This window comes from Kroppenstedtia guangzhouensis (genome assembly GCF_014637345.1).
Lineage (GTDB): Bacteria > Bacillota > Bacilli > Thermoactinomycetales > DSM-45169 > Kroppenstedtia > Kroppenstedtia guangzhouensis.
Map to the genome: position 1 here is coordinate 64010 of NZ_BMEX01000002.1, position 12039 is coordinate 76048.

The 12039-nt window shown below is 52.2% G+C and carries 14 protein-coding genes; 3 read left to right on the top strand and 11 right to left on the bottom strand.

The features are described from left to right. Positions 1-118 precede the first annotated feature (118 nt). Positions 119-763 carry a LysR family transcriptional regulator gene (locus IEV46_RS02825; protein ID WP_188430316.1) on the top strand — a complete coding sequence of 215 codons (645 nt, stop codon included), beginning with the start codon at positions 119-121 and terminating at the stop codon, positions 761-763. A 184-nt stretch (positions 764-947) separates the two neighbouring features. On the opposite strand, the gene IEV46_RS02830 is transcribed toward IEV46_RS02825, so the two are convergent. Genes IEV46_RS02830 through IEV46_RS02845 form a run of 4 tightly spaced genes read right to left on the bottom strand, consistent with a single transcriptional unit; the run spans position 948 to position 4610 of the window. Then, positions 948-1667, bottom strand: coding sequence for a TetR/AcrR family transcriptional regulator (locus IEV46_RS02830; protein ID WP_188429682.1), 720 nt, complete (start codon positions 1665-1667; stop codon positions 948-950). Further along, a complete protein-coding gene (locus IEV46_RS02835) occupies positions 1651-2403 on the bottom strand; it encodes an ABC transporter ATP-binding protein (RefSeq protein WP_188429684.1) in 753 nt (250 codons plus the stop codon). Before IEV46_RS02835 ends, IEV46_RS02830 begins: the two co-directional genes overlap by 17 nt. Further along, positions 2397-3299: an ABC transporter ATP-binding protein gene (locus IEV46_RS02840; protein ID WP_188429686.1), complete on the bottom strand. Its 903-nt coding sequence runs from the start codon at positions 3297-3299 to the stop codon at positions 2397-2399. Before IEV46_RS02840 ends, IEV46_RS02835 begins: the two co-directional genes overlap by 7 nt. A 12-nt stretch (positions 3300-3311) precedes the next feature. Continuing rightward, complete coding sequence (locus IEV46_RS02845; protein WP_188429688.1) at positions 3312-4610, bottom strand: ABC transporter permease; 1299 nt, start codon at positions 4608-4610, stop codon at positions 3312-3314. 293 nt (positions 4611-4903) lie between these two features. Here IEV46_RS02845 and IEV46_RS02850 point away from each other — a divergent pair, with 293 nt between their 5' ends. Continuing rightward, entirely contained in the window at positions 4904-5071 is a 168-nt protein-coding gene (locus IEV46_RS02850; protein ID WP_188429691.1) for a hypothetical protein, read from the top strand. A 58-nt stretch (positions 5072-5129) separates the two neighbouring features. Here IEV46_RS02850 and IEV46_RS02855 read toward each other — a convergent pair whose 3' ends face one another. The 5 genes from IEV46_RS02855 to IEV46_RS02875 form a co-directional block, all read right to left on the bottom strand. Continuing rightward, complete coding sequence (locus IEV46_RS02855; RefSeq protein ID WP_188429693.1) at positions 5130-5945, bottom strand: DUF2705 family protein; 816 nt, start codon at positions 5943-5945, stop codon at positions 5130-5132. 9 nt (positions 5946-5954) lie between these two features. Then, positions 5955-6830: a DUF2705 family protein gene (locus IEV46_RS02860; RefSeq protein ID WP_188429695.1), complete on the bottom strand. Its 876-nt coding sequence runs from the start codon at positions 6828-6830 to the stop codon at positions 5955-5957. After that, positions 6749-7609, bottom strand: a complete 861-nt coding sequence (locus IEV46_RS02865; RefSeq protein ID WP_188429697.1) for an ABC transporter ATP-binding protein — start codon at positions 7607-7609, stop codon at positions 6749-6751. Before IEV46_RS02865 ends, IEV46_RS02860 begins: the two co-directional genes overlap by 82 nt. Next, positions 7599-8411 carry a hypothetical protein gene (locus tag IEV46_RS02870; protein WP_188429699.1) on the bottom strand — a complete coding sequence of 271 codons (813 nt, stop codon included), beginning with the start codon at positions 8409-8411 and terminating at the stop codon, positions 7599-7601. Before IEV46_RS02870 ends, IEV46_RS02865 begins: the two co-directional genes overlap by 11 nt. 74 nt (positions 8412-8485) lie before the next feature. Then, positions 8486-8854, bottom strand: coding sequence for a hypothetical protein (locus tag IEV46_RS02875; RefSeq protein WP_188429702.1), 369 nt, complete (start codon positions 8852-8854; stop codon positions 8486-8488). 212 nt (positions 8855-9066) lie between these two features. Between IEV46_RS02875 and IEV46_RS02880 the strand changes: the two genes are divergently transcribed. Continuing rightward, positions 9067-10005, top strand: coding sequence for a magnesium transporter CorA family protein (locus IEV46_RS02880; RefSeq protein WP_188429704.1), 939 nt, complete (start codon positions 9067-9069; stop codon positions 10003-10005). Between the two features lie 249 nt (positions 10006-10254). Here the strand turns inward: IEV46_RS02880 and IEV46_RS02885 are convergent, their stop codons facing one another. Together IEV46_RS02885 and queF are read right to left on the bottom strand one after the other, a co-directional pair. Beyond that, complete coding sequence (locus tag IEV46_RS02885; protein WP_188429706.1) at positions 10255-11475, bottom strand: MFS transporter; 1221 nt, start codon at positions 11473-11475, stop codon at positions 10255-10257. A gap of 94 nt (positions 11476-11569) precedes the next feature. Then, complete coding sequence (gene queF, locus IEV46_RS02890) at positions 11570-11989, bottom strand: preQ(1) synthase (protein WP_229735875.1); 420 nt, start codon at positions 11987-11989, stop codon at positions 11570-11572. Positions 11990-12039 lie beyond the last annotated feature (50 nt).

Here is a 12039-nt window from a genome sequence, read left to right on the forward strand (position 1 = left end):
TAAAAAGGGATCTGTAATCATTTTTATTGATAGGGAGATGGAGATTATGGAACTCCAGGATCTTAAAGTTTTCATTCAAGTGGCCCAGACGGGCAATATCTCCTGAGCCGCCTGGGAGATGGGCTACGTTCTGTCCAATGTAACCGCCCGCATCCGTCGCTTGGAAGAAGATCTGAAAACCACTCTCTTTCACCGGCACAGTCGGGGAGTCATCCTGACCGCCTCCGGACACAGGTTGTTGAAGTATGCCCACCGGATCTTGCAGCTGGTGGAAGAAATACGGGATTCCCAGGAGCCGGCGGGTCCGCTCTCCCTGGGAGCCACCGAGTCCACCGCGGCGGTTCGGCTCCCCCGTCTCCTGTCGGACTACCATCGGTTATATCCGGAGGTGGAAATGTCTCTCGTGACTGCCTCTTCGCAGGAACTGACGGAAAAAGTGCTGGATCACAGCCTGGACTGCGCTTTGGTGGCCGTGTCCCGTGGACCGACCGGAGCTGGAAACGATGCCTTTGTGGACGGAGGAGCTGGTCTTGGTTCACCCCCATCCCCATCTGGATCCGGCCAGGATCCGCACCTTTCTCGTCTTCGGCCCCGGTTGCACTTACCGGGCCCGTCTGGAGAGCTGGCTGCGCCATACCGGATGGGTCCCCTTCCGCCTGTTGGAATTCGGAACCTTGACGCCATCCTCGGTTGCGTCCAGGCGGGGATGGGAACCGGCGTCCTTACCCGCTCCGCCGCCCGGCACCGGATTCAGGATGAATAGCTTCACCTTCACTCCCTTCCGGGAACCAACAGCCGGGTGCCCCCCCTCCTCATCCGCCGTCGGAAATCCAGTGCCTACAGAGCGCTGGAAGCCTTTGTGGAACTGGTGGGCGAATCCTTTTCCCAAACATAAACAACCGCCCCGGTTCAGACACGGGGGCAGTTGTTTCCCTTGATAAAATCACTTATTCCTTCATTTCTCCCGGAAGGGATCTCCTTTCCTTCGGTCCGGCGACCCCGTGCAGGAGGACATCGGCCATCCAGGTCAGTTCCTCCTCTTCCTTTCCTTGAACCAGCAATTCCGGCACCAGGTTTTTGGTCAGAATGTAGCCTCCCCCGATGGAGACCAAACTGCGGGCGATGACGTGAGTGGGCAGGTCATCCCGCAGCCGTCCCTCCCGCTTCCACTCTTCAATCCGTTCCGATATCACCTGATAAAAAGCCCGGGCCACATGCTCCTGCAGGGCCACACGCAGCTCCGGCTGAAACAGGCTTTCCACCAGGATGATCTTCACCCGTTTCCAGTTGCGCTCCATCAATCCCACCCGATCGGCATAAATCTCCCGCATCAACTCCTCCAAAGGCTTCTTCTGATCCAGGATCTTGAGAACCGGACGCAGCAGGTAGGGTGTGGCCACCCGGGAAATGGCGGGGATGACCAAGTGCAGGAGCAGCCCTTTCTTGGAGCGGTAGTGCTTGAAAATCGTCGCCTCCGCCACCCCGGCCTTCTCAGCGATGGCATGGGTGGAGGTTCCCTCAAATCCCCGTTCCGAAAAAATATGCAGGGCCGCTTCCAGGATGCGTTTCTGCTTTTCTGTTTCCTTGTCTTTTTTATCCAGGTTAAGTCCGTACTCATCGGCGACGAGTCGGACCCATTCCTCCCATGTCTTATCTGGTTCCGTCACGTGGAGACTCCTCCCCGATCATGTGAATAAAGATTTCTTCCAAGGTGGGACGTATATGGTCGTGTGATGATGAAGAGCGACTGCGCAGCTGGGAAACGGTGCCTTCCATGATCAACCGGCCCCGGCTCATCATCGCCACCCGGTCACACCGTTCCGCTTCGTCCATGTAATGGGTGGTCACCAACACCGTCATCCCCTCTGCCGCCATTCCGTAGAGCAGATCCCAGAAACCACGCCGGGCGATGGGGTCCACTCCGCTGGTCGGTTCGTCCAGGATCAAGAGAGAGGGGGAATGGAGAGTGGCTGAGGCAAAGGCGACCTTCTGCTTCCAGCCTCCGGGAAGGGAACTCACCTGCTCCCGCCGGATCTCCTGCAATCCAAAACGATCCATCCTCTCTTCCACTTGTCGGTCAACTGATTTCACGGTATAGATCCCGGCAAAGAAACGCAAGTTCTCCTCCACGGTCAGGTCGGGATAGAGGGAGAACTTCTGGGACATGTATCCGAGCCGGTCACGGATGGCCTTTCGCTCCTTCAGCATATCATAACCCAACACCTTCCCCCTGCCTTCCGTGGGCGCGAGAATTCCGCAGATCATTCGGATGAGGGTGGTTTTTCCCGCCCCGTTGGCACCGATCAAGCCGCAGATCTCCCCTTTCCCCACCTCCAAATGGACTTTGTCGACGGCGGTGAAGTTTCCGAAGCGTTTGGTCAGGGATTCCAGTCGGATCACCATTTTTCTTCCCCCTCTCCATCCTCCATCAGATATCGGGTGAACACATCTTCCCAATCAGGGGACCCGGTTTCCACCGGACCAGCCTCCTCTTCCTGTGCCCACCTCTCCAACATCCTTCCGACGGTCTCCGCCTCCCGGCTCCAGACGACCAGATCAGTCCCCCGGGAATAAGCCTCCGCCACCGACGACTCCTGGCGAAGTTGGGAAAGCCACTTCCCACGCACGCCGCCTGCATCCCGGACGATCCACACCCGGTAAGGAAAAGACTGCCGGTACTCCTGTGGCTTTTCATCGGCGAGGACCCGTCCCCGGTGGAGAAGCAACACCCGGTCGCAGTGGCGCGCTTCATCCAGATACTGTGTCGATACCAAGACACGTGTCCCTTCCCGGGCCACTGTTTGGATCAATCGCCACACTTCCCGCCGGGACAGAGGATCCACCCCGTTGGTAGGTTCATCCAACAAGAGCAGATCGGGACGGTGCATCACTGCGGCGGCAATGGCCAGCTTTTGCTTCATTCCGCCGGAGAGGGAACCGGCCCTCCGGTCTGCAAACCGATCCAAGTCGGTCCAACAGAGAAGCTCATCGATTCGCTTTTGCCTCCTTTCCCGGTCCAATCCGTTCAACTGTCCGTAAAAATGCAAGTTCTCCGCCACGCCCATCTCCTCATACATGGCAAAGGTCTCCGGGACATATCCAAGACGAAGCTTTTTCTCCCGCAGAATCTTTCCCTCTGTGGGATGGATCAGACCTGCCACCAGTTTGATCAGCGTCGTCTTCCCAGCGCCGTCGGGACCGATCAGGCCGTGAATCCCGGCTTCTCCCAGGGTGAGACCGATATCCTTGAGGGCGGTTTTTTCCCCGTAACGTCGGGTCACTTCTTGGAAGCGGATCATGTACCTTCCCCCTTATCCCAAATTGCGGCGGAACCGAAGGGCCGCCACCCCGAGAAACAGAACGGCGTACACCGCCAGCACCGACACTTCCATCGTATAGTCGAAGGGATTGGCCCCTTTGAGAAAAACATCCCGGCTCACCGGCAGAAAGTAGGTGAGCGGCATCAACCAGGAGACCCAGCGGATTCCCCAAGGCATCGCCTCCAAGGGAAAGATAAAACCGGACAGAATGATCTGGGGCACCAGGGTGAGCACTGCCAACTGCATCGCCTGCTGCTGGTTTTGAGACACGGTGGACACCAACAGTCCCATCCCCAAGGATCCCAGCAGGAAGAGAAGGGAGACCGCCAGGAAAGGCAGCACTTCCCCCCGGAAGGGGACATCAAACAGTTGGATCCCCACAGCGAACACCAAGAAAAAATCCACCACCGCGATCAGGAAGTAAGGGATCAGTTTCCCCACCATCAGCTCAAAGGAGCGCAAGGGAGTAACCACCAACTGCTCCAGTGTACCCCGCTCCTTCTCCCGGACAATTCCCAGAGCGGTCATCAGTGTGGTGATAAAGATCAGGACCAGCCCCACCAACCCGGGAATCATGTAATGGACGCTCCGAATGTCCGGATTGTAAAGAACATCCACCTCCGGCTTCATCTGTTCCGGATCGGGAAACTGTTCCTTGACTCGCTCGACCCGCTTCTCTATGCTCTCTTTCACTTGCCGTTCCATTCCCTTCGCCCACTCGCTTTGGAAGCGTTCCAGTGCCTGGGGCGGCATCATTTGCTCCAGATGGGGCCACACGGGAGTTTGAGACAGGTCGACGGTGGCGGTCTTCCCCTCCTGAAGGCTCTTCTCCATCTCATCCTGTAGCCGGTTCATGTTCTCCTTTTGTTCATCCAACAGAAATTCATTCACCTTGCGCAAGGCGGATTGAGCGGTGAACAGGCGGCTCCCGTCCACCTGCACCCGAAGTGTCTCCTCCTTTTTTCGCGGCAATCCGCTGTACCCCGCCGGAATCGTGATCACCACGTCGGTGCTTCCCTGCTTCAAATCCTCCCTGCCCTCAGTCGTGGACACGATCCCTGTCAGCGAGAAATCCTCCTGGTTGCGGATCTGCCGGATCAGTTCCCGGCTGTCCCCGTTGTCGGCGTGATCCACCACGTCCACCTGGATCGTCTCAATATCGAAATTGACCGCATAACCGAAGGCCACCAGCCACAGCACCGGCAACATCACCATCATCGCCAGCGTCCGCCGATCCCGGCGCATCTGGATAAACTCCTTTTGGATCAAGGCGCCGATCCGTCTCCACATCTTCTCCGCCTCCTATAAGGTGAGTGATTACTCACTATGAATTTACGCCGCCACCGGACACCCTGTCAATAAAAAAGTGAGTGATCACTCCCTTTGAAATCTGGTTTTCGTGAAAAATTCGAACCGGCCGGCCGGAGATTCCCATCCTGTTGCAAACTTCCGCAACCTGGGAGGAATCGGATGTTCCTCATTACACCAAAGACAGATTGGAGGACCGATTCCGTTGCCGGATCTTTTTTCCGGGATCGGAGCAGACTAAGTCCCAGAAATCCGGATGGAATGGGGGCGTGTCCATGAGAAACAGAAACCGACAGATCACCGTCGAAATCCCCGAAGAGCTGGACGACAAGCTGGAGAGCATCCTCCGGCACAGAGGCCCGAAAGGGGAACCGCTGACCAAGTCCGGACTGATCCAGGATGCGATCAACCTGTGGGGGGGAAGATTATATCGCCAAGTTTGAGGATCCAAGTTTGAAATTCCCTTGGAAACCATCATAAGTCTTATCTCTATGAAGAAATCTAAGAGAGATTGTACCTTCGTATCCTGATCATACTGATCATTACACAAACCAACGAAAATGAGATATTCATGGAAAAGAGATCCCCCAAAACCTGCAGACTTGACCGATCTTGTTGAAATGAGTCTATCAGCGATGGATAGAAAAACAATGCCAGCTTTTTAGAGATCCATCCATGAAGATACATCGCACCCAATCCAAATAAAAAGACCGTAACCAGCACATAAGCATGGGTGATGTTTCTGAAGAAAAGTGATGTTGTCAACATCGCAAATGTGACCGAGATCAAACCCAAAACGAATACGACCCATATGATCCCTAAGAGAGGCCAAGGTTTTATATGGAGTTGCGCCAACTCAGGGAAAGCCAATGAGAAATACGGACTCCACCCTGCCTCAACAGAAAAAAAGCAGATCCCTACAAAACAATGAATCAGCAGAAACCAGATTCCGTAAAGAACTGCAAGGATCGTCACCGAAACAAGCTTCGCACTCCACCACAAAGACCGGGAACCGGAACGGGACAGAAGAAACAAATCATACCCATGGGTTAAACCTGCGATGTGATGAGAAAAAAACAGAAGAGGGGCCAATGCTCCTACCCACCCGGCATACTTCCACATTTGCACGGTAGCATCCACTTTTAAACCGCCTTGGCTCTGAATGAGCAAGTCCCAAATATTCACTTCGACAGGTTCTGCCTCATTTGCTATTAAGATCACCCTGGCCATCGCCACCAGGAATAAATAACCACTGACAAGTAAAAACAACTTCCATCGAAAAGAAAGGATCAAGTTCAGCTTGACCAGTTCTTTCATTCTCTTCACCTAAGCTTTTTTAATCAGATCCAAACGTCGTATCTGGATCCAGCCCAAAATAACGGATAACAAAAACAGAGCCAACAGATACAGCCCTGACCATCCAACTGTGAAGTGATACAGATCGGGATCTCCTTGATAATAAGGAAAATGCATTTTAAACATCAGTTGAGCGAATGGCACCCAGATAATAAGGGGGGGAGCCGCATTATAAATCATCATGGAAACAACAGTTGAGGAAACCAATGCAAGCCAAGTCAAAATACTACTTCTCAACCAAAGAGACAACCATAAGACCAATGAACCGATTGCGGTCAGGCCCCCAATATAAATAATGATCATCAAAAAAATAATCAGCCAGGGACTCTGTCCGTTTTGTTCCCCATACTGGAAAGCAGGATGAGCAAAGGAATCCCATGGCAATCCCTTCAGACTCCCGACGGTCAGCCACAAGATCACAGCCCCAACCACAAATAAGAAAGCCGCATAAAAAAGGGTGCTCACTTTCGCTGTATACCAACTCATTCTGGATGATACTCTCGCTAGGATCATTGGTGTGTAGTTCTCCATTAGGTCATGCAAAGCCAGGTCAACGATTAGTAAGGAGTACAACGCCGGAAAAAAAATCATAGAAACAAACTGATGTGTAAAGGTGGAAATGAAAAAATCCCATACACTAGGGTTTTTTATCTCCGCATCATCAAAAAACAAAAAAGAGAGAATGGAAAAGGTGACGAGCAGACTGTATACGATCAACAATCTTGTCCAGTTTCTGATAATAAAGAGAACCACATCAAAAGTAATCATGAAGCATTCACCTGAATCTCCACCGGTTGAATGCCGTGTTGATCCAAATAATATCTTAACTCCACTTCGTCTTTCCACGTCCCCTTACAGATTACAGTCGGCAATCCGTTCTTTCTCTCACTCATTTGCGAACCGGAAATCAACAAAAGGGTTTTCTCCACATCCTCCAAACTCTCCACTAATAGCCTCCATCCCTTTACTCTCTTCTCCCGCACAGACTCCAAACTCCCTGATTCCATTCGATAAACCCGGTCACAAAAGCGATTGATCTCTTCTTGATCATGAGATACTAAGACTACACAAGCTCCCTGATCCGTACGCTCTGTTAATATTTCGGAGAACATCTCCACTCCCTGATGATCCAAACCATTGGTAGGTTCATCAAAAAGGTAAATCGCAGGATCTTCCATCATCGCTTGTGCAATACCCAGACGCTGGCGCATACCCAGAGAATAGGTTTTAACCGGTTTCCTGAGATCCGGATCCAATCCCACCCGTTGGATGCTCTCCCGAACCTTTGATTCATTCACTTGATCTCGAATCGAGGCCAACAACAGTAAATTTTTCAGCCCTGATAAATAAGGAAGAAAAGAAGGCGATTCGATCAATACCCCCAAGGAGACGGGTAAATCTCCCAACAAACCGGGACGGACGGGCTTGCCGGCCACCCGGATCTCCCCTTGATCCGGATATATCAGCCCTGTCGCCAATCGTAACAGTGTGGTCTTGCCGGAACCGTTGGCTCCGACAATCCCGACGATCTCCCCCTCGGAAATACTCAAATTGATTTGCTTGAGAACTTCCTTTCCTCCTAATTTTTTACTTACCCCTTCATACACCAGTATTTCATCGGCCATGTTTTCCACCCTTTTTGAAGTGATTTACAAATAATAGATAGGCAGTCATCCATGAGATCACCCACAGCAAGGTCCAAGCCAAGGGGATTTCCAACGTATGATACGAAAAAACAGAGAGGAAGTACTGTCCGATATAATTCAAAGGAGAAAAACGACTTCCCAACACTTGGGAGATAAATTCAATTACAATAAAACCGAGCCAAGGAAGTGCCAACACGACATACAGATTTTTTATTTTTGTGGAGAGAGCCAATGATATGGTACTGAAAGCCATCGCCGCCATTGACGTATTAAAAATGATCAGCATCACATAGAGTATGGGATGATCCATAAACAAGCTTTGGGCGTAATCCGGTGTACTGCCATGGGATACAGCAGGCGGAAACAGGACGGGATACCGTACCATACCGTAGATAAAGGCGATCCATTCGCCGATCCAGACAAAAACAAAGGTAACCAATGAAACGGAGAGGAGTTTCCCCATTATATATTTCTTATAATTCATTCGCATTAAAATTGAGTGCATAAATCCGGTTCGGAGGTCCCAAGCGAGAGAATCCCCCGCCACCATCACAGCGATCAGGGGTAAGGTGACAGATAACAGGGCCAGATCATACCCGTGGGTTTTGGTGAACGCCAAAAAAACATTGAACCATCCAGGGTCACGAACTTTAATCGTGGGTTCGGGATAAAAAACCTCATACCCTTGAATCAACACCCCGATCAACAACAAAAATGCAACCCAAGGTTGCCAACGGGAAAACAGACGCACCACTTCCATCCGGATCAGGGACCGAACCATCCACAACACCTCTCTTTCATGAAAAAGACAGGAGAGCTCCAATTGAGCCCTCCGATGCATGAAGCCCTTCCCTTTTACGGCTTCCACGCAGCAGTGGCCTGAACATTTACATATGCAGTATTTCCGAATTGGGCCGCAATCGGCTTTCCTTTGTTTACATTTGTTTTATGACTGTAAGCCACGCCGATGGTGCAACCTTTTTCGTCAGACAAGTATTGGTGACTTTGGTTCACAATCCGTTGCATGACACACTTGTTTCCACCTACGTAAGTTACTTTTGTCGATTGAGTACTCCCTGTGGCCGGGCGGGTGATTGTAAACCAGGATACCCTTTTGGGAATATGTATCGTAGCTTCATACCACGCAAACGCCGAACCGGTACCGATCAATGTGAAGACAAAAACAGCTGCCAAGGTGCTGGCAAGCCACTTCTTGAATTTCATTGAGTTATCCCTCCTCTAAATTTAAAATTTATTCTTAAATATAGCATTCTAAATTGCATATGTAAAGAAAAATATCTAATATTATCCTTCCAAAATTAATTTTAACATTCCATGAAGAAAGCTGAACACACCCCTCACCACTGTGGTTGAAAGGAGTGTCCATCGAATGAAGCCCTCACAACCGTCACATTCTATATGGAAGGGGGGATTTCATGTTGCAGATATATCGGACGGAGACTGGCGGCAGGCTGACGGAGGTGGAGAAAGCAGGGAGAGGTTGCTGGGTTTCCCTGGTGGATCCCACGGAAGAGGAGATCCGGCAGGTGATCGGAAAGTGGGATCTGCCGCCCCATGTGATCCGGGACTCGCTGGACATCAACGAACGGTCCCGCATCGAACGGGAAGGGGATGTGCTTCTGATGATTGTGGATATCCCCATCGATCGGGAGACGGATTCTCCCGAGGAGCGGTACGGAACGATTCCCCTGGGAATGGTGGTGCACGAAGAGGTGTTCATCACCGTCTGCCTTCGGGACAACCCCATTCTGCAGGACTTCATCCGGGGACGTGTCCGACAATTTTTCACATACAAGAAGACCCGGTTTGTGTTGCAACTCCTTCACCGCATGGCTCTCTATTATCTGGAGGACCTCAAAAAGATCAATCAAAAGACCGATGACATCGAAAAGGAGTTGCAACAATCCCTGAAGAACAAGGAACTGTTCACACTGCTCAGTTTGGAGAAAAGCTTGGTTTATTTCATGACCTCTCTGAACAGCAACAACCTGGTCATGGAAAAATTGCTTCGCAACCGCTATCTCCCCATGTTTAAAGAAGATGAAGAGCTGTTGGAAGATACTCTGATCGAGATCAAGCAAGCCCTGGAGATGAGCCAGATCTACAGCTCCATCCTGAGCGGAATGATGGACGCCTTCGCATCGGTCATCTCCAACAACCAAAACCATGTGATGAAAGCCCTCACTTCCATCACCATTATCCTGTCCGTCCCCATCATGTTGGCCAGCCTGTACGGGATGAACGTTCCCCTGCCTTTTCAGGAGAACCCACAAGCCTTCGCCGCCATTCTTTTTCTCTCCCTCCTCCTCTCTTTTCTGACTGCCCTCATCTTCTGGAAGAAGCGCTTCTTTTGACCCTAACCGGACAGCTTCACCAGTTTGTGGATCGTGCCGGTCACCGCCGTGCTCGGAACATAATTCCAGGGGATCCGAGGAAAAACGGAGAACGTTTTCCACCGGGTCCTCTCCCCTCAACGGAGGTGGACCGGGGATTGATCGATAATCGGCCATGGAAAACCTCCTTAGGTGAGATGTGTTTCATTTATATGAATCATCCCATGAAAAAAACCGGGTACACCGCCCGGTACTATGTCCACTTTATTTCTAAACCGCCAGTCCCCTGCTGACAGAGCGTGCCTCCGATCGTTTTACCCATAACAGAATGACCGCCCCCATCAGGCTGGAGAATCCAAACAGCAGATATGTCCCCGAGATCCCTGTCCAATCGGAGATCATCCCGCCAAACAGTGTGAAGAGGGAATTTCCCAGTCCCGTGCCCGCTGCGGCATACAGCGAGATCGCCGTGGTCCGAACCTCCCGGGGGGCGAGATCCCGCACATACTGCAAAGAGGCGGGAATAAACAACCCCACGGACATCCCTTGGCTGACCGTGGTCACATACACCCAGGTGATGGAGGGTTCCGTCGTATAGAATAGCCAACGGGCACCGGACACCAGGGCGGCGAACAACGCCACCGCCAACGCCCCCCGACGGCGGATCCAGTGACCCGCCATTCGCATAAAGGGGGCTTCACTCCCCGCCGCCAACAGAAATCCCAGTCCCACCCCGGCCACCGTTCCGCCCAGGTCCTGAACGAGGAGGCCAAAATAGACGTTGTTGGCATGAACCGGCCCGTATATGAGAAAGGTGGCCAACAGAAACAGCATAAACCGGCGCAGGCGGACCAGTCGAGACAGGCCCGCCCGCAGATCGACAGTCAGAGAAGCCCCTTCCTTGGGCAACCTCAGCCCAGTCCCCGCCGCCAGCCACAGAGCCACCGCAAATCCGAAGAAAATCACGGTCAGTCCCAGTTGTTCCGCCGCTTCCCCCATCACCCAGGTGGCACTGGCAAAACCGATGGCGCCCCACAGCCTGAGAGCTCCGTAATCCCCGCCCTCCCGCTGGACAGCGCTGAGGGCGATACTGTCGGAGATCGGCACAATCGCACTCTGAAAGGCGGCCAGCACCCCAGCCAACACCACCATCCAGACATAGGAGTCCAACCAGAGATAAACCGGCCCCAAGGTTCCGGTCATCAGCAGAGCGAAGACCAGCACCTGATTGGGGCGACGGGTGTAATCACAGATCATCCCCCAAAAGGGCTGAACCAGCATCATCACGATCGGTCCAATCGCCAGGATGATCCCGATTTCCCCCCCGTTCAAGCCCACCTCGTTTTTGAAATAGACGCTCAATAATGGGAAAAAACCTCCGAATCCAAAAAAGAACAAATAAAAAAAGAGACTGAAGGAAATCCGCCCGCTCTTCGCTCCCTGTTTCAAACCGCTCTCCCTCTCTCGATTGTCGTGCTTCCCCGTCTCCAATCATCCCCGCTATTGTATCCTACCCTGCCCCCACTTCCAAGCAAAATTTGTTTCGAACCAAGAAAGTCGGGCGCAAACAGCCCGACCGGTTTCTCTATGATTTTTCCGGAAACTCTGCCACCACGCGGGTACTCAGGCCGCCCCGGGGATTCCAGAGGGCTTCCACTCTCATGCGTTTCGGTTTTGCCACCGCCACCAGTTCTTCCAAAATGCGACGGGTGGCATGCTCCTGATAGATGCCCACATTCCGATAAGAAGTGAGGTAATACTTCAATGACTTCATCTCGATCAGATGGCGGTCCGGAACAAAGGTGATCTTGATCTCTGCAAAATCAGGCAGACCTGACCAGGGGCAGACAGAAGTGAACTCCGCCGTCGGAATCTCCACCTCCACCTCCTTCCCCGGATATTCATAAGGAATCGTCTCCAAGATCTCTGTCAGAATTGCCGACTCATCCTGGGTGTCAAACCGGATGTTTTGGTATTTGCTGTGATCCACTGTCACTTTGCCCACGAAGCCTCTCCTCCTTCAATCATCGGTGTTTCTTCCTTGCCGGTTCCGTT